This is a genomic window from Streptomyces sp. NPDC026417 (assembly GCF_055567695.1).
This window is the reverse complement of record NZ_JBVHPY010000037.1, coordinates 25,205-41,737: the sequence shown is the minus strand read 5'-3', so window position 1 is coordinate 41,737 and position 16,533 is coordinate 25,205. Positions and strand designations below refer to the sequence as shown.

Sequence of the window (16,533 nt, the reverse complement as noted above, 5' to 3'; positions counted from 1 at the left end):
CCCCCCCCCCCCCCCCCCCCCCCCCCCCCCCCCCCCCCCCCCCCCCCCCCCCCCCCCCCCCCCCCCCCCCCCCCCCCCCCCCCCCCCCCCCCCCGAGCCGGTTACGTGTGGTCGATCCGGCAGAGGCAGAACGGATGCCCCGCCGGGTCGGCGTACACGCGCCAGGCGCGCTTGCCGCCGTCGTCGTCGAGGTCGAGCGGGCGGGCGCCCAGGGCGAGGACCTTCTCCTCGGCGGCTTCCAGCGCCTCCTGCGTGCTGCCCGCGTCGAAGTCGAGGTGCAGTTGCTGCTGCTGGGCGCCGCCGTCCGTGCGGGGCCACTCGGGGGCGGTGTGCTCCGGTGCCTGCTGGAAGGCGATGCGGTGACCGCCGGGTGCGGTCAGCACGGCCCAGGTGTCGTCCTCGACGCTGATCTCGCCGCCCAGGACGCCGGCGTAGAACTCGGCGAGGGAACGCGGGTCGGGGCAGTCGAGTACGACGGAACGCATGCGTGCGGCGGGTGCCATGGCTTCCTCCTCGGTCAGCAGGCGCACAGGCAGAACGGGTGCCCCGCGGGGTCGGCGTACACACGGAAGGTGCGTGCGCGGTCCTCGGTGTCCAGCGGCCTGGCGCCGAGCGCCAGCACGCCCTTCTCGGCCGTGTCCAGGTCGTCGACGGTCAGGTCCAGGTGGAACTGCTGGGAGCCCTCGGCGGCGGGCCATTGCGGCGGTACGTGTCCGGGGGCGGCCTGGAACGCCAGCGACTGTCCGCCGGGCACGTCGAGGTCGATCCAGTCGCCCTCGCCCTCGACCGTGCCGCCGAGCACCGCGGCGTAGAACTCGGCGAGCGCGCGGGGATCGGGACAGTCCAGGACGACGACACCGAGTGCGGCGAGAGCCATGACTTCCTCCTACGTCACCAGGGGAGTGCGGTTACCGGTAAAGCCGAGTAACCAGTAACGGTTACTGCATGCTGCCCTATTGGAGGTAACGTCGCAACCATGAACGACCGTGCGCCCGCGCCCGGCGGCCTGGCCCTGGTCCAGTCCCTGGTGAACACCCTCGACCTCGAATCGGGTGCCGACGCGCTCGACACGGCCGAGGGCCGGGTGCCCTTCGGCCTCGCCGAGCGGGACGTGCCGGCCGCGCGCGAGCTGCGGGAGTCGCTGCGTGCGGTGTGCCTGGCCCACGCGGGCCATTCGCCGCACACCGAGGTGACCCCGCTCGACCCGCTGCTGGCCCGGGCGCCCCTGCGGGTGAGCGTGGACGGCGCCGACGGGGCGGCGTCGCTGGCACCCGTGGAGCCGGCGCCGCTGGTCTCCCGGGTGGCCGCCGCGATCGCGCAGGCGCTCGTCGAGGGCACCTGGCTGCGGCTGAAGGCCTGCGAGGCGCCGACCTGCCACTGGGCGTACTACGACCGCAGTCCGGCCTGCCGGGGCCGCTGGTGCACGATGTCGGTCTGCGGGGCCCGGGCGAAGATGCGCCGCTACCGCGCGAAGTGACGGCTTGTGGCCCCGTTCCGCGGCGCGGCGGGGGAGAATACGAAAAGGACGCCGGTCCGGCCGACTGAGCCTCGGCCGGACCGGCGTTCTCCTGTGCCGGGAGGGGACGCCGCGCTAGGCGGTGGGACGGCCCATCGCGCGGTAGGTCCAGCCCGCCCGGCGCCACAGCTGCGGGTCGAGCGCGTTGCGGCCGTCCAGGACCACGCGTGCGGTGACCGCCTCGCCGAGTATCGCGGGGTCGAGGTCGCGGAACTCCCGCCACTCGGTCAGGTGCAGTACGACGTCGGCGCCGCGCACGGCCTCGACCGCGGAGGCGGCGTAGCCGAGGGTCGGGAAGAGCCGGCGGGCGTTCTCCATGCCCTTGGGGTCGTAGACGGTGACCTGGCCGCCCTGGAGGTGGATCTGCCCGGCCACGTTGAGCGCGGGAGAGTCCCGTACGTCGTCGCTGTCGGGCTTGAACGTCGCTCCGAGCACGGCGACCCGCTTGCCGAGGAAGGAGCCCCCGCCGAGCGCCTCGCGCGCCAGCTCGACCATCTGGCCGCGCTGGCGCATGTTGATCGAGTCGATCTCGCGGAGGAAGGTCAGCGCCTGGTCGGCCCCCAGCTCCCCGGCGCGGGCCATGAAGGCGCGGATGTCCTTGGGCAGGCAGCCGCCCCCGAAGCCGATACCGGCCCGCAGGAACTTCTTCCCGATCCGGTCGTCGTGACCGATGGCCTCGGCCAGCTTCGCGACGTCGCCGCCGGCGGCCTCGCAGACCTCGGCCATGGCGTTGATGAAGGAGATCTTGGTGGCGAGGAACGAGTTCGCCGAGGTCTTCACCAGCTCGGCGGTCGGGAAGTCGGTCACCACGAAGGGCGATCCCTCGGCGACGGGCGTCGTGTAGACCTCGCGCAGCAGCTTCTCGGCCCGCTCGCTGCGGACGCCGACGACGATGCGGTCCGGGTGCAGCGTGTCCTGGACGGCGAAGCCCTCGCGCAGGAACTCGGGGTTCCAGGCCAGCTCGGCCTCCTCGCCGGCCGGCGCCAGCTCGGCCAGCCGGGCCGCCAGCCGGTCCGCCGAGCCGACCGGCACGGTCGACTTGCCGACGACGAGCGCGGGTCCTTGCAGGTGCGGGGCGAGCGACTCGAAGGCGGCGTCGACGTAGGACATGTCACAGGCGTACTCGCCGTGCTTCTGCGGGGTGTTCACGCAGACGAAGTGGACGTCGCCGAACGCGGCGACCTCGGCCCAGTCCATGGTGAAGCGCAGCCGCCCGGTGGAGCCCTCGATGCCCGCGACGTGCTTCTGCAGCAGCTCCTCGAGACCGGGCTCGTACATCGGGACCTCGCCCCGCTGGAGCATCTCGATCTTCTCGGGCACCACGTCGAGACCGAGGACCTCGTAGCCGAGCTCGGCCATGGCCGCGGCGTGCGTGGCGCCGAGATAGCCGGTGCCGATCACGGTGATCTTGAGGGCCATGCGGTGCTCCCGTGCTTCCAGGCGGACTTCGTTCGGCAGTGCGGGCCCGAGCATAGTCGGGGCGTGACGGGGCCCCTCACCGGGCAACTTCTCCGTTGTCACCAAGCTCACGTATCACTCGCGCGGGCAGACCCCTAAAATTCGGGTTACTTAACGGTAATTAGCATCCTTGGAGCGTGAGAGACCTTGGCCGGATCGGCTGATTTCGACCTGTACCGCCCGTCCGAGGAGCACGACATGCTCCGTGACGCGATCCGGGCGCTGGCCGAGGCGAAGATCGCGCCGTTCGCGGCCGCGGTCGACGAGGAGGCCCGTTTCCCGCAGGAGGCGCTGGACGCGCTGACCGCCAATGATCTGCACGCGGTGCACGTGCCGGAGGAGTACGGCGGCGCGGGCGCGGACGCGCTGGCCACGGTGATCGTGATCGAGGAGGTGGCGCGGGTGTGCGCGTCCTCGTCGCTGATCCCGGCGGTGAACAAGCTGGGCTCGCTGCCGGTGATCCTGTCCGGTTCCGAGGACCTGAAGAAGAAGTACATGACGCCCCTGGCCAAGGGCGAGGGCATGTTCTCGTACTGCCTGTCGGAGCCGGACGCCGGTTCGGACGCGGCGGGCATGAAGACCCGGGCGGTCCGCGACGGCGACTTCTACGTCCTGAACGGCGTGAAGCGCTGGATCACCAACGCGGGCGTGAGCGAGTACTACACGGTGATGGCGGTCACCGACCCCACCAAGCGCTCCAAGGGCATCTCCGCGTTCGTGGTGGAGAAGTCCGACGAGGGCGTCTCCTTCGGCGCCCCGGAGAAGAAGCTGGGCATCAAGGGCTCGCCGACCCGCGAGGTCTACCTCGACAACGTGCGCATTCCCGCGGACCGCATGATCGGCGAGGAGGGCACCGGCTTCGCCACGGCGATGAAGACGCTGGACCACACCCGCATCACCATCGCCGCGCAGGCGCTGGGCATCGCCCAGGGCGCGCTGGACTACGCCAAGGGCTACGTCCAGGAGCGCAAGCAGTTCGGCAAGCCGATCGCGGACTTCCAGGGCATCCAGTTCATGCTCGCCGACATGGCCATGAAGATCGAGGCGGCCCGTCAGCTCACCTACGCGGCGGCCGCGAAGTCCGAGCGCGGGGACAAGGACCTCACCTTCCAGGGCGCCGCGGCCAAGTGCTTCGCCTCGGACGTGGCGATGGAGGTCACCACCGACGCGGTGCAGCTGCTGGGCGGTTACGGCTACACCCGTGACTACCCGGTCGAGCGCATGATGCGCGACGCGAAGATCACCCAGATCTACGAGGGCACCAACCAGGTCCAGCGCATCGTCATGGCACGCAACCTGCCGTAACCGCGACCAGCGCACACGAAGGGCCCCGCCGGTGCGACCGGCGGGGCCCTTCGTGTGCGGTGCGGCCGGGCTCAGTTGTTGCCCGAGACCGTCACCTTCTCGTCGTTCTTCAGCTCGTTCACCAGGGTCTTGACCTTGGCCTTGTCCCAGACGAGGTTGCCGCCGGTGGAACCCGAGATCGGCATGTTCATGGACGTGCCGTCCCCGCCGCTGACGCTCTTCATGGCCCAGAACATGTCGCCGAGGTCGAACAGGCCCATGTCCTTGTCGACGATCAGGGTGTCCAGGCCGGCGCTCATCGTCGGGTAGAGCTTGAAGGGGTTCAGGATCGTGCTCGGGGTCGCCACCTGGTTGGCCAGCGCCGAGAGGAACTTCTGCTGGTTCTTCGTGCGGTCCAGGTCGCTTCCGGCGAGCGCGTACCGGGTGCGCACGAAGGCGAGGGCCTGCTGCCCGTCCAGGGTCTGCTTGCCCGCCTCGAAGTCGGCACCGGACTTGGTGTCCTTCATGCCGCCCTTGGGGATCTCGATCTCCACGCCGCCGACCGAGTCCACGATGTTGGCGAAGCCCGCGAAACCGATCTCCACGTAGTGGTCGATGTGCAGGCCGGTGTTGAACTCCACCGTGCGCACCAGGAGCTCCGGCCCGTCCTCGGCGTAGGCCGCGTTCAGCTTCACGTGGCGGCCGGTGCCCTGGTACGTCTTGCCGGACTCGGAGCCCTTGAACGTCGGGATCTCCACGTCGGAGTCGCGGGGGAGGGAGATCAGCGTGGAGCCGTTGCCGCCGGTGTGCAGGATCATCATCGAGTCCGTGCGCTTGCCCTCGGCGGACCCGGTGTGCAGCTTCTTCTTCTCCTCGCTGGACATCCCGGCGCGGCTGTCGGAGCCGACGATGAGGTAGTTCGTGCCCTCGCCCGCCTCCGGCCGGTCGATCACCTTGGAGAGGTCGACCTCACGGTTGAGCTTGGAGTCGGCCCAGAAGTAGGTGCCGACGGAGACCACGACCAGCAGCGTGACCAGCGTCAGCGCGGTCCACTTGATGCGCCGCCGCCAGTCCGGCGCGGAGCGCGGACCCCGGCCGCCCGGCCCCTGCGGGCCACCGCCGTAGACCTGGCCCGTGTTGTAGCCGTCGTCGTAGCCCTGCCCGTCGACGTACGTCGGCTGCTGCGGAACCCCGCCGCCGTACGGCGGTGCGGACTGGCCCGGACCCGGCGCCGCCGGGCCACGCCGTACCTGGCGCATCACGCGCGCGCTCTCGGGCTGGGCGCTCGCGCTGCCGCCGCCGTACCGGTTGCTGCGGTTGTCGTCGGACCACCCGTCGGGCCAATCGTTCATGCCGCCCAGTGTGCAGTGCCGGACCAGGTGCCTTACAAGGTTCGAAGGAAAATAGGACCAGGGCTGTTGCGAAGCTGACACAAATCGCCCCGGCATAAGGTGGGGCCATGACAGACCAGGTGCCCTCTCCGGAATCCGACGCTCCGGACGGCATTCCGGGCAAACCGACCTCGGCGTCCCGGACCACGCTCAGCCACATCATGACCCACGCCGACACCAACCTGCTGGGCACGGTGCACGGTGGCGTGATCATGAAACTGGTGGACGACGCCGCGGGCGCGGTCGCCGGCCGGCACTCCGGCGGCCCCGCCGTCACCGCCTCCATGGACGAGATGGCCTTCCTGGAGCCGGTCCGCGTCGGCGACCTCGTCCATGTGAAGGCCCAGGTGAACTGGACCGGACGCACCTCCATGGAGGTCGGCGTACGCGTCCTGGCCGAGCGCTGGAACGAGTCCGCCCCGGCGACCCAGGTCGGCTCGGCCTACCTCGTCTTCGCGGCCGTCGACGCCGACGGCAAGCCCCGCCGGGTCCCGCCGGTGCTGCCGGAGACCGAGCGGGACGAGCGCCGCTACCAGGAGGCGCAGATCCGCCGCACGCACCGGCTCGCCCGGCGCCGCGCGATCATGGAACTGCGGGAGAAGCGGGCCTCCGAGGGCCTGGACGACGCCCGCTAGGCCCCGGGGCGTGTCCGCTCACGGACACACCACCTGGTCGCCGGTCACCACGCCGAACTCGCCCTGGTACGGGTCCGCGGCCTTCACCCGCCGCACACCCCGGTAGTCCGCCCCCGTGATCACCTTCAGCGTCGGCCCCTGGCCGCGGACCGCCCGCAGCTCGCTGCCGGGCAGGGCGGCCGCCAGGGACTTCGCCGAGCGGTCCCAGCGCGGGTCGTAGGCGACGACGGTGCGCTTCAGGGTCCGGTCGGCCGCGTTCGCGGGCAGCCGGGTGGTGAGGAAGCCGGTACCGGCGAGCGCGCTGTCGACCCGCTTGCCGAGGCCCTCCGCCGGCGTCCCGTTCTCCACCTGGACGCGGATCTGCTGCGGTGCCACGTCGACCCGCAGCGCCTTCTGCCCGGCCCGGTGCCGGGCCAGCGGCCTGTCGTCCCGCAGGGCCCGGAAGAGCTTGGCCGCCCTGGCCCGGTCCCACTTCAGCGTCGAGCCGATGCCCTTCACGGCGTACGCCATCTCGCCGATCGGCACGGTGGTGAACTCGGAGGAGGAGGGCGAGAAGTTCCGCATCGCGCGCCCGAGGTCCAGCAGCTCGTCCGTGCCGAACGCCTTGTCCGCGCGCACCGAACCGAGCACGGCGTGAGTGATGTCACGGAACTTCATCGGGTTCAGCAGCACGCCGGACGACGTGGCCTTCTCGATCAACGCGGCGAGGAAGCGCTGCTGGCGCTGCATGCGGCCGAGGTCGGAGGCGCTGTCCACGTGCCGGGAGCGCACGTACTGCAGGGCCTGACCGCCGCGCAGCGCGTGCGAGCCGGCCGGCAGGTCGAGACCGGTGTACGAGTCCTTCAGCGGATGCGTCGTGCAGATCTCCACCCCGCCGAGCACGTCCACCGTCTTCATGAAGCTCGTGAAGTCGACCTCCAGATAGTGGTCGATCTTGACGTGCGTCATGTTCTCGACGGTGCGCACGGTCAGCTGCGGTCCGCCCTCCGCGTAGGCCGCGTTGAGCTTGACCGGGTGGGGGTCGTGCCGTTTGCCGGTGATCTGGTCGGTGTGCGCGGGCGTCTCCGCGTAGGAGTCGCGCGGCAGGCTCACGATGCTGGCCCGCTCCCGGTCCTCCGAGATGTGCACGATCATGACCGTGTCGGTGCAGTGGCAGGGGGCACCTCCCAGCCGGTACCTGGCCTTCTCCTCCGGCGTGATCCTGTCCCGGCCGTCGGTGCCGACGAGCAGGACGTTCATGCCGTTGCCCGCCTCCGGACGGTTCTTCATGTCCTTGAAGGGGTCGACCCGGGCGATGTCGGCGTCGAGGTTGGTGACCACCGCGTGCCCGATGCCGGCGGAGGCGAGGACCACCACGGACAGCGTGGTCACCGTCCGCATGGCCCAGCAGGGCTTCTTGCGCGGCACGGGAGGCCGCCGGGAACGGGGCGGCTTCGGTGGGCTGGGCTTCGGTGCAGCGGGCGAGCGGGGCGGCGTGGGCGGCGTGGGCAAGGGGGGCCTCCGCGAGGGCCGGGCGTGGGAATCCGTGAGCACCGTAGGCCGATACGATCTGCGGCCCGGTTCCGCACCCCCGCGGCGCGCACCGGTGTCCCCCGTTCGCGGTAACGTGACGTCCGATGAGCGAGAAGTCTGACGTGCGGCCCCCCGCCGTTTCTGTGATCATGCCCGTCCTCAACGAGGAGCGGCATCTGCGCGGGGCCGTCCAAGCGATCCTGGCGCAGGAGTACGACGGCGAGATGGAGGTGGTCATCGCCCTCGGTCCGTCATCGGACCGCACGGACGAGATCGCCGCCGAGCTCGTACGCGAAGACCCGCGCGTCCACACGGTGCCGAACCCGACCGGTCGCACCCCCGCCGCGCTGAACGCCGCGATCAAGGCGTCCAGGCACCCCGTCGTCGTCCGCGTCGACGGGCACGGCATCCTGTCGCCGAACTACATCGCGACCGCCGTGCGCCTGCTGGCGGAGACGGGCGCGCAGAACGTCGGCGGGATCATGCACGCCGAGGGGGAGAACGACTGGGAGCGCGCCGTCGCCGCCGCGATGACGTCGCGGATCGGCGTCGGCAACGCCGCCTTCCACACGGGTGGCGAGGCCGGCTCCGCCGAGACGGTCTACCTCGGCGTCTTCCGGCGCGAGGCCCTGGAGCAGCAGGGCGGGTACAACGAGGAGTTCATACGGGCCCAGGACTGGGAACTGAACTTCCGCATCCGGGAGGCGGGCGGCCTCATCTGGTTCTCGCCCGAGCTGCGGGTGTCGTACCGGCCGAGGCCCTCCGTGCGCGCCCTCGCCAAGCAGTACAAGGACTACGGGCGCTGGCGCCACGTGGTCGCCCGCTATCACGAGGGCTCCATCAACCTGCGCTATCTCGCCCCGCCGACCGCGGTGTGCCTGATCGCGGCGGGTGTGGTGGTCGGCCTCGCGGTGACGCCGTGGGGCCTGCTGGTGCCCGGCGGCTACCTCGCGGCGATCGCGCTCGGTTCGCTGCCCGCGGGCAAGGGGCTGCCGCTGAAGGCCCGGCTGCAGATTCCCCTCGCCCTCGCGACGATGCACATGTCGTGGGGCTGGGGCTTCCTCACCAGCCCGAAGGCGCTGGCGAAGAAGGTCATCGCCTCCCGCCGCCCGGCGGTGCCGAGCCCGAACTGACCCTCTCCGTCCGATGTTCCGGCCCCTCCCGCGGCGACCGCCGGGGAGGGGCCCCGCTGCGTCAGGACCAGGTGAAGTTCGGGTTCACGTGCATGCAGGCCCCGGCGTCCGCGCCGTTGAGGGCGTCCGCCGTCTTCGGCGTCTTGTCGTCGTCCGCCTTGGCCTTGTACGTCGTGCCCTCGCGCCAGTCGGCGCCGACCACGAGCGTGATGCCCGAGACGTCCGTCGACTTCTCCACCGAGCTGAACGGGATCTTCAGTGCCTTGGCGACCCGCTGTGCGTCGCCCTCCAGGTCCGCGCTGGGGTAGCGGATCACCGTCTCGTCCTCGGCGGTCGCCGTGGTGGTGTCCGCCGTGGTCCGGAGGAAGCCCTTCCCGGTGAGCAGCCCGCTCACCTGGCTCGCCCGGCCGGCGACCGGCGCCAGCGTGGACGTGCGCGTGCCGTTCTGCACGACGACGCCGATCCGGTCGTCTGCCGAGGCCGGGTCCGAGGACGCCTTCTCCCCGGCGTTCTTCTTGTTCTTGCCGTCCAGCGCGATGTCCTCGCGCACCAGGCGGAACAGCTTCGTCGCGTCGTCCGTCGGCTCGACCCGCGCGCCCACGTACCGGTTGGGCATCGTGGTCATCGTGATGCGCTCGGGCGAGACCTTCTTCAGCTCGTTGCCGAGGTCGTAGAGCTTCTTCACGGTGCCGAGGCCGTCGTCGACGGTGAGCGCGCTGGTGGCCGTCTCGGCGAGCTTGCGCAGCTTGTTGGGGTTGCTGACGGTGGCGTTCTCGCGCAGTTCGCGGACCATCGAGTTCATGTACTGGTGCTGGGCCCTGGCGCGGGCCAGGTCGCTGCCGTCCTCGAAGCCGTAGCGGGTGCGCAGCCACTGCAGGGCCTGCTTGCCCTTGATCGAGGTGGTGCCCTTCTCCAGCTTCAGCCCGGAGCCGTGCCCCAGGCTGTCCTTGGAGTGGATGTTGGCGTCCACGCAGACCGGAACACCGCCGATGGCGTCCGCCATCGACACCACACCCGCGAAGTCGATCTTCATGAAGTGATCGATGTGGATCTTGGTCAGCTTCTCCCAGGTGGCCACCGTGCAGCCCGGACCCCCGCGCCCGAGCGACTGGTTGGTCATCACCCGCCCGACGGTCGCCTGGTACACGTGCTGGTCGTCCGGGTCCGTGCACTTGGGTATCTGCACCAGGGTGTCGCGCGGCATGCTGACCACCGACATGTTGGTGCGGTCCGCCGAGAGGTGCAGCAGCATCTGGACGTCCGCCAGCGGAGTGCCGCCGAACGTCTCCTTGGCGCCGCCGAGCTTCTGGTTCTCCTTGGTGTCCCGCGCGTCCGAGCCGATCAGCAGGATGTTCAGCGGGGTCTGGCCGGCGGCGTTCGGCTTGGGGCTCGCGGCCCTGTCCTTGGCGTCGCCGATGTTCAGGTCGTCCTTCTCGATGTTGTCGTTCAGGTGCTGGTAGTAGAGATAGCCGGCACCCGCGGTGCCGAGTATCAGGACCGCCAGGACCGTCGCGGACCAGCGCAGGGCCCTGCGTCTGCGCCGCGGCCGGGAGTCCTCGCCGCCCGGGCCGCCCCGCCCGCCGTGCCGGCCGCCGCGTCCCTGGGTCTGCGGGGACGGCCCGTCGCCGTCCTCCCGGACCGCGGCGTCCGGCTTCGCCGCGACGGGTTCGCCGGCCCCCCGGACGGAATCGCCGCTCTCTTGAACAGGATCGCCGTTCTCGTCGTACAGACTGTCGTCCCAGCCCAGTTCACCCGCGTGCCGGGCACGTGACCGTGCCCCCTCCCCACGCACACCGCTCTGCGCCATCTCCCTGCCTCCCACCCCTGAACCTGACAAACGGGTCCGTCCCGCGTCCGGTTGGACGCACGAGCGCCCTGTTTGGTTGGACGCGTGACGGACCCGTCAGGTCATCAACTGGCGCACACTTGCTTGTCCGCCGTGGACTTGTCGACGTCCAGGTCCACCGAGGAACTCGTCAACGGCACCCCTGCGCCCTTGAAGTCCTTGCCCAGTGTCAACACGATCGCGGGCAGCCCCTGGGAGTTCTTCTCGCTCTTGCCGGGCTTCATCGCGGAAGCGGACAACCCCATGAGGTCGGCCAGCTTGCGCGCCTGATCCGCCTGGTCGGGAGAGTACTCCAGGGTCGTCCTGCTCAGCGCTTCGTCGGCGTTCCCGAGCTGGCTGGACTTCAGGACGCCCTCATCATTCTGCAGCCAGCTGAGAGTTTCCTGTGCGGAGCCGGCGGCGGCCCCTCCGTTGTAGATGTCGACCCGGATCTCGGAGGCCTTGGAGCGGGAGCCCTTGAGGCGCTTGGCCACGGCGGCCTTCTCCTTCTTCTCCTTCTGCTTGACCGCGGTCAGCGAGACGTCGTTCTTGATCGCCTCGAAGAGCGGCTTCGCCTTGGCCTCGTTGACCACGACCGTCGCCTTGACCGTCTCCGCGGGGTTGTCGAGCACCGGAAGCGTGGTGAAGGTGATGTTCTTCGGCGGCACCTTCTTCAGCTCCATGGCCACGTCCTTCAGCGTGCTGACCTTGCCGATGCCGGTGTCGACGGTCAGTGCCTTGGTGGCGGCCTCGGCCAGCTTGTAGAGCTTGGCGGGGCTGGTCAGGGTGTCGCTCGAGGACATCTTGCGCATCAGTGAACCGAGGAACTGCTGCTGCACCTTGATGCGGTCGAGGTCGCCCTGGTTGCCGAAGCTGTGCCGGGTGCGCACGAAGGCCAGCGCCTGCTCGCCCGCGACCGTCGACTTGCCCTTGGGGAGCTTGAGGTGCGACTCCTTGTCGTCGACCGGGTGGGCCACGCACACCTCGACGCCGCCCACCGCGGAGGTCAGTGTCTTCACCGCGTTGAAGTCGGCCATCATGAAGTGGTCGGGCTTGATGCCGGTGAGCTTCTTGACCGTCAGCATCGTGCAGCCCGCGTTGCGTTCGCTCTGCCCGAGGCTGGTGTTGAAGCGGACGTTCTGCGAGCCGTCTATGACCTTCTCGGACCCGTCCGGCTGGACCGTCGGGCAGTCCGGGATGTCGGTGATCAGGTCGCGCGGGATGCTCACCGCCGTCGCGTTCGTGCGGTCCTTGGCGACGTGCAGCAGGATGTTGGTGTCGGCGTGCCCCACGCTGTTCTTGTCGCCGTAGCCGCTGTTGCCCTTGCCGGTGCGCTTGTCGGTGCCGATGATCAGGATGTTGAAGGCCTCGTCCTTGCTGAAGCCGTCACTGCCCGCGCTGCCGACATCCGTCGTGTTGACGTTTCCCTCGAGGTGTTTGAGGTACAGGTAACCCGCGGCGGAGACACCGACCAGCACGAAGGCCATCGTGCCGCCCGTCCACAGCAGCACCTTCTTCGCCTTCGACGGCTTCGGCTTCCGGGCGGTCCGCGAGCGGCGCCGGCCCGGGGGCGGCGGAGGCTCTTCGGGCGCACCACGGCGCCGGCGCGGGCCGGGCAGCGTGTCCGGGGCGAGGGTGTCGCCGGCCCCCCGGCCGGGTGCGCTACGCGTGCGGGTTCCGCCGCCCGGCGTTCTGCGCGGTCTCGGGACTCCCGGTTGCGCTGAGGAAGGAGTCAGTCGCAGTTCGTATTCGCCGGTGTCCGGGTTGAGTACCCACTGGTCTGCGGGGTCGATGTCGTCCGCCCGCCCACGGCCTTGCGCGTCCACGGTTGTCTGAATCCTCCGTCGGGGCCACGCGGCGCCTTACCCCCCTCAAGAAGGCGCTCGGGTCTCGGTCAAGCAGTGCGCGACCCAGAGGGCTGACCTCGTGGCCGGGTGCACCGGATCGCTCACACTATCCGCCCAGTTCAGCGTGGAGCGACGACGGTGACAAATTCCACTTCCCTACAACTGGGCAATCCGCCGCATTTCTTGGGACTGGTGTTCCCCGACTTGGCGCGCGCTTTACTCGCAGCCGTCGTCGGCGGCGGTGTTGCCGCGGAAGGTCGGGGCCGGGTCGGGTGTGCCCGACGGACTGCCGGGCTGCCTTCCACCCTGTTCACCGTCGCCGCTCCGCTGCTGCGCGTAGTCGCGCGGCGACCCGCCGTGCGGGGCGCCGGGGGAGTCGTACGACTCTTCGCCCCTGCCCCCGTACGAGTTCCCGTCCTGCCGCGGCGCCGCCTCGCGGGCCTCCTCGGCGGAGTCCTCCGGAAGTTCTTTCGAGACCTCCACCGGCTCGTCCGCGCGCAGCCGGGCGAAGAGCCGGTCGGCCGCGGGTTCCACGAGCTGGTCGCGGTTGGCGTTGTAGGCGTACGAGGTCCGGGGCACCGTCAGGAACCGGACCCGGTCGGTGGGGATGTCGCGCATGCCGCGCACCAGCTGGTAGAGCCCGCGCAGGCTCGCCAGCCCGGGGTCGGTGGTGAGCGACGAGGTGGCCGCGTCCAGCAGCGGATACAGCTTCGTGGGATTGAGCAGGACGTCGTTGCTCTGCACCTTGTTGACGAGCGCGCCGAGGAAACGCTGCTGGCGGTCCATCCGGTCGGTGTCGCTGCCGTCGCCGATGCTCTTGCGGGCGCGCACGTAGCCGAGCGCCTGCTCGCCGTTGAGCGTGACCTTGCCCGCGGGCAGCCGCAGCTTGGCCGCCTTGTCGTCGATGGGCTCCTTCAGGCACACCCGGACACCGTCGACCGCGTCCACCATCTCCTTGAAGCCGCTGAAGTCCACGACCATGTGGTGGTCGATCCGGACGTTGGTGAGCTTCTCGACGGTGCGGATCGTGCAGGCCGAACCGCCGGTCTGGAAGGCGTAGTTGAACATCGCGAAGACCGGTTCGGTGCGGCTGCCGTCCGGTCGGCGGCAGCCGGGGACGTCCACCATGAGGTCGCGGGGCAGCGAGACGGCGGTCGCGTTGTGCCGGTCGGCGGCCAGGTGCAGCAGGATCGTGGTGTCGGAGCGCTCGGTGCCCGAGTCCCGGCCGTACTTGCGGTTGCCGTCACCCGAGCGCGAGTCCGATCCGATCAGCAGGATGTTCTGCGCGTCCCGTACGAGTGAGGTGGGCCGCTCCTTCTCGTACCGGGCGAGTTCGGCGGCGGCGTCGTTGTCCGCGGTGATGTTCGAGTTCAGCTTCTCGTACACGGCCCAGGCCGCTCCGGCGGCGCAGACCAGCGTGGCGGCGACCCCGATCGCGATGTGCCGCAGCCAGCGTCTGCGCCGGCGCACGAGTCCCGTCCCGGTGGGCGACGCCCCCACGCCCGGCCCCAGCGTGTCCGCCGGCTCGGGCGCGTCGTCGTCCGGTCTCCCGGAGGGGCCCGCGGTGTCGGTCACGTCTGGATCCACCCCTCCTGGCGTACGAGCGAACCGTGCTCCTACGACCATGGCCCGAAGGGGGGCGGGGGGCCCACGGACGATGGGCCGAACGGGGGACCGGGCGGACGCGGAGCCGCCGGGCGTCGCGGCCCGGGGCGATCCAAGCGCCTCCTACCGTGCCGTCGCCGTCACCTGCTCGCTCTCGATCCTCCTGGCCACGGCGTCCTCCCCGAGCCGGTCGAGGTTGCGGCACAGCACCACGGACCCGCCGGTCGCCAGGGGCGCGTACAGCCCCGCGCTCAGGCCCGTCCAGCTGTCGTACGGCAGCGCCGTCAGGATCCGCGAGCCGGGACCGGTCAGATCGAGTCCGGGAGCGTCGCCGCGGGCCCGCTCGACGACCTCCGCGCCGGTGTACTCCGCCCCGGCGACGATCAGCGCGGGCCCCTCCGGGTCCACCGGGGCGTACGGCTGGAAGCGGTCGCCCTGGCTCGGCACCTCGACGGCGTAGTCGGCGTACCCGGCCGGCGGAGTGGGGAACCGGCGGCCCAGCGGGGCGAGCGAGAGGGCCATGCGCTCGCCCCGGCAGGCGAGCCCTTGTTCGAACCGGTCCGGCCCCGCGACGACGAGGTCCGCCGCGGCCGGGTCGCCCCCGACGTCGGCGAGGACGCCCGCCGAGGAGCAGGCGAGGAGCCACACGGCCGTCTGCCAGTGCGCGGGCAGCAGCAGCGCCACCCGGTCCCCGGGTTCGGCCGAGAGCTCGCCCTGGAGCAGATTGGCGGTCTTGGCCACCCAATTGGCGAAGGTGGCCACGGACAGTTCGACACGTTCGCCCGTGGCGTCGTCGTAGAAGGTCACCAGGGGGCGCGCAGGGTCCGCGGCGAGCGCGGATCGCAGCAGGTCGGCAGGGGTGCGGTCGGTGGCGTTCACGCGGGAAAGCGTACGCGGGGGCGGCGGACGGGGCGGAGCTGACGGGTCGCCGGTTCGGGCGAGTGGCTCCGACGGGGCGTCAATTCCCCAATGGACAGATATGGATGGCTATGTCCACGATCGGTCGCATGCGTGGATTTCTTGCTTCCTCGATCGGTGTCACGTGTGCCGCGGTCCTGGCGCTTCCCGGGGCCCTGCCCGCTTCTGCCTCGCCCGCCCCCGCGGCCCCCGCGGTTCCCCGCGCGGCCGGAGCGGCCCTGCCCGGCAGCACCCAGTCCCTTCCTCTCGCCCCGCTCCCCGCCGACCGCGCCGTCGCAGCAGCCACGCCCCAACAGGGGCTGCTGCGCCGCGACGTACGGCCGTTCTCGCTGGTCGGTGTCATCTGGGACGACCCGGACGCCGAGCTGTACGGCCGGGTCCAGGTCCGTACCCGCGCCGCCGGCGACGGCCGCTGGTCCGGCTGGCAGGACGTCGAGACGCACAACCACGAGCACGCGGCCGACCCCGACACCGCCGAGCGCGCCTCGGGCCGGGTGCGCGGGGCCACCGCGCCGCTCTGGGTGGGCAACTCGAACGGCGTCGAGGTGCGGGTGCAGGCCCAGGCCGACGACCGGTCGTCCACCTCGGACGACTCGCCCTTCCCGCGCGGCCTGCACCTGGAACTCGTCGACCCCGGCGCGGCGCCCCCGACGCGCGCTCCGGTGGACGCCCCCCGCGCGGGAGCCACCCTGATCCCGGCGCTGTCCAGGAAGCAGACCGTCGCGGAGTTCCTGGCCGGGCAGGAGGGGCGGGCGGACCTCCGGGCCGTGCCGGCGGGCGAGCGGCGTGTGCAGCCGTACATCGGGCCGCGCCCGCGCATCGTCACGCGCAAGGGCTGGGGTGCCGACGAGGGGCTGCGGGAGCGGGGCTTCGTCTACACGAACAAGGTCAAGGCGGCCTTCGTGCACCACACGGCGTCCGGCAACAACTACCGCTGCTCCCAGGCCGCTTCGGTCATCCGCAGCATCTACCGCTATCACGTCAGGAGCAGCGGCTGGCGCGACATCGGCTACAACTTCCTCGTCGACAAGTGCGGAAACATCTACGAGGGCCGGGCCGGCGGGGCGGCGAAGCCCGTCATGGGCGCGCACACGCTCGGCTTCAACAGCAACAGCATGGGGATCGCCGTCCTCGGCAGCTTCGGCTCCGCCAAGCCGTCCGCCGCGGCGGTCAAGGCCGTCGCGAAGCTGACCGCCTGGAAGCTGGGCCTGTTCGGGGCCAATCCGCGCGGCAAGACATACCTGAAGTCCGGCGGTGGCAATCTCTACCGAAAGGGAAAGAACGTACGACTCAATGTGATCTCCGGCCATCGGGACGGGTTCGCCACCGAGTGTCCGGGACGCCGTCTCTACACCAAGCTCGGCACGGCCCGTTCCGCGGCGGCCCGCTACCAGGGGCGATGAGGACCG

The 16,533-nt window shown here is 70.9% G+C and carries 14 protein-coding genes; 5 read left to right on the top strand and 9 right to left on the bottom strand.

The genetic code is table 11. From position 1 onward, the window contains the following. Window positions 1-101: 101 nt before the first annotated feature. Window positions 102-503, bottom strand: a complete 402-nt coding sequence (locus ACZ4NT_RS35880) for a VOC family protein (RefSeq protein WP_121404694.1) — start codon at window positions 501-503, stop codon at window positions 102-104. A gap of 14 nt (window positions 504-517) precedes the next feature. Next, window positions 518-877 (bottom strand): VOC family protein, encoded by a 360-nt coding sequence (locus ACZ4NT_RS35875; RefSeq protein ID WP_121402536.1) that lies wholly within the window; start codon window positions 875-877, stop codon window positions 518-520. A 99-nt stretch (window positions 878-976) separates the two neighbouring features. On the opposite strand from ACZ4NT_RS35875, the gene ACZ4NT_RS35870 reads away from it, so the two are divergent. Next, window positions 977-1,477 carry a CGNR zinc finger domain-containing protein gene (locus ACZ4NT_RS35870; protein WP_467729417.1) on the top strand — a complete coding sequence of 167 codons (501 nt, stop codon included), beginning with the start codon at window positions 977-979 and terminating at the stop codon, window positions 1,475-1,477. A 114-nt stretch (window positions 1,478-1,591) separates the two neighbouring features. On the opposite strand, the gene ACZ4NT_RS35865 is transcribed toward ACZ4NT_RS35870, so the two are convergent. After that, window positions 1,592-2,935 carry a UDP-glucose dehydrogenase family protein gene (locus tag ACZ4NT_RS35865; protein ID WP_121404695.1) on the bottom strand — a complete coding sequence of 448 codons (1,344 nt, stop codon included), beginning with the start codon at window positions 2,933-2,935 and terminating at the stop codon, window positions 1,592-1,594. A 186-nt stretch (window positions 2,936-3,121) separates the two neighbouring features. On the opposite strand from ACZ4NT_RS35865, the gene ACZ4NT_RS35860 reads away from it, so the two are divergent. Further along, window positions 3,122-4,279: an acyl-CoA dehydrogenase gene (locus ACZ4NT_RS35860; RefSeq protein ID WP_121402538.1), complete on the top strand. Its 1,158-nt coding sequence runs from the start codon at window positions 3,122-3,124 to the stop codon at window positions 4,277-4,279. A 71-nt stretch (window positions 4,280-4,350) separates the two neighbouring features. On the opposite strand, the gene ACZ4NT_RS35855 is transcribed toward ACZ4NT_RS35860, so the two are convergent. Beyond that, window positions 4,351-5,610, bottom strand: a complete 1,260-nt coding sequence (locus ACZ4NT_RS35855; protein ID WP_121402539.1) for an LCP family protein — start codon at window positions 5,608-5,610, stop codon at window positions 4,351-4,353. 107 nt (window positions 5,611-5,717) lie between these two features. On the opposite strand from ACZ4NT_RS35855, the gene ACZ4NT_RS35850 reads away from it, so the two are divergent. Next, on the top strand, window positions 5,718-6,284 hold the full coding sequence (locus ACZ4NT_RS35850) for an acyl-CoA thioesterase (protein ID WP_121402540.1): 567 nt from the start codon (window positions 5,718-5,720) through the stop codon (window positions 6,282-6,284). A gap of 18 nt (window positions 6,285-6,302) precedes the next feature. Here ACZ4NT_RS35850 and ACZ4NT_RS35845 read toward each other — a convergent pair whose 3' ends face one another. Next, window positions 6,303-7,775, bottom strand: a complete 1,473-nt coding sequence (locus tag ACZ4NT_RS35845; RefSeq protein ID WP_183116826.1) for an LCP family protein — start codon at window positions 7,773-7,775, stop codon at window positions 6,303-6,305. Between the two features lie 125 nt (window positions 7,776-7,900). Here ACZ4NT_RS35845 and ACZ4NT_RS35840 point away from each other — a divergent pair, with 125 nt between their 5' ends. Beyond that, the gene (locus ACZ4NT_RS35840; RefSeq protein ID WP_467729413.1) at window positions 7,901-8,929 is read left to right on the top strand and encodes a glycosyltransferase family 2 protein; all 1,029 of its coding nucleotides are present in this window, start codon (window positions 7,901-7,903) and stop codon (window positions 8,927-8,929) included. Between the two features lie 61 nt (window positions 8,930-8,990). On the opposite strand, the gene ACZ4NT_RS35835 is transcribed toward ACZ4NT_RS35840, so the two are convergent. From ACZ4NT_RS35835 to ACZ4NT_RS35820, 4 genes are all read right to left on the bottom strand, one after another. Continuing rightward, window positions 8,991-10,736 carry an LCP family protein gene (locus ACZ4NT_RS35835; RefSeq protein WP_467729411.1) on the bottom strand — a complete coding sequence of 582 codons (1,746 nt, stop codon included), beginning with the start codon at window positions 10,734-10,736 and terminating at the stop codon, window positions 8,991-8,993. 104 nt (window positions 10,737-10,840) lie between these two features. Next, window positions 10,841-12,580 (bottom strand): LCP family protein, encoded by a 1,740-nt coding sequence (locus ACZ4NT_RS35830; RefSeq protein WP_467729409.1) that lies wholly within the window; start codon window positions 12,578-12,580, stop codon window positions 10,841-10,843. Between the two features lie 237 nt (window positions 12,581-12,817). Then, window positions 12,818-14,176, bottom strand: a complete 1,359-nt coding sequence (locus tag ACZ4NT_RS35825; RefSeq protein ID WP_467729407.1) for an LCP family protein — start codon at window positions 14,174-14,176, stop codon at window positions 12,818-12,820. A 153-nt stretch (window positions 14,177-14,329) separates the two neighbouring features. Then, a complete protein-coding gene (locus ACZ4NT_RS35820; RefSeq protein WP_467729405.1) occupies window positions 14,330-15,085 on the bottom strand; it encodes a TIGR03089 family protein in 756 nt (251 codons plus the stop codon). A gap of 128 nt (window positions 15,086-15,213) precedes the next feature. Between ACZ4NT_RS35820 and ACZ4NT_RS35815 the strand changes: the two genes are divergently transcribed. Then, on the top strand, window positions 15,214-16,527 hold the full coding sequence (locus ACZ4NT_RS35815) for a peptidoglycan recognition protein family protein (protein ID WP_467729403.1): 1,314 nt from the start codon (window positions 15,214-15,216) through the stop codon (window positions 16,525-16,527). Window positions 16,528-16,533 lie beyond the last annotated feature (6 nt).

Coding starts and splice junctions, on each gene's coding strand:
- ACZ4NT_RS35835 (WP_467729411.1), bottom strand. CDS start 10,736: ATGGCGCAGAGCGGTGTGCGTGGGGAGGGGGCACGGTCACGTGCCCGG.
- ACZ4NT_RS35880 (WP_121404694.1), bottom strand. CDS start 503: ATGGCACCCGCCGCACGCATGCGTTCCGTCGTACTCGACTGCCCCGAC.
- ACZ4NT_RS35875 (WP_121402536.1), bottom strand. CDS start 877: ATGGCTCTCGCCGCACTCGGTGTCGTCGTCCTGGACTGTCCCGATCCC.
- ACZ4NT_RS35815 (WP_467729403.1), top strand. CDS start 15,214: ATGCGTGGATTTCTTGCTTCCTCGATCGGTGTCACGTGTGCCGCGGTC.
- ACZ4NT_RS35870 (WP_467729417.1), top strand. CDS start 977: ATGAACGACCGTGCGCCCGCGCCCGGCGGCCTGGCCCTGGTCCAGTCC.
- ACZ4NT_RS35840 (WP_467729413.1), top strand. CDS start 7,901: ATGAGCGAGAAGTCTGACGTGCGGCCCCCCGCCGTTTCTGTGATCATG.
- ACZ4NT_RS35865 (WP_121404695.1), bottom strand. CDS start 2,935: ATGGCCCTCAAGATCACCGTGATCGGCACCGGCTATCTCGGCGCCACG.
- ACZ4NT_RS35855 (WP_121402539.1), bottom strand. CDS start 5,610: ATGAACGATTGGCCCGACGGGTGGTCCGACGACAACCGCAGCAACCGG.
- ACZ4NT_RS35850 (WP_121402540.1), top strand. CDS start 5,718: ATGACAGACCAGGTGCCCTCTCCGGAATCCGACGCTCCGGACGGCATT.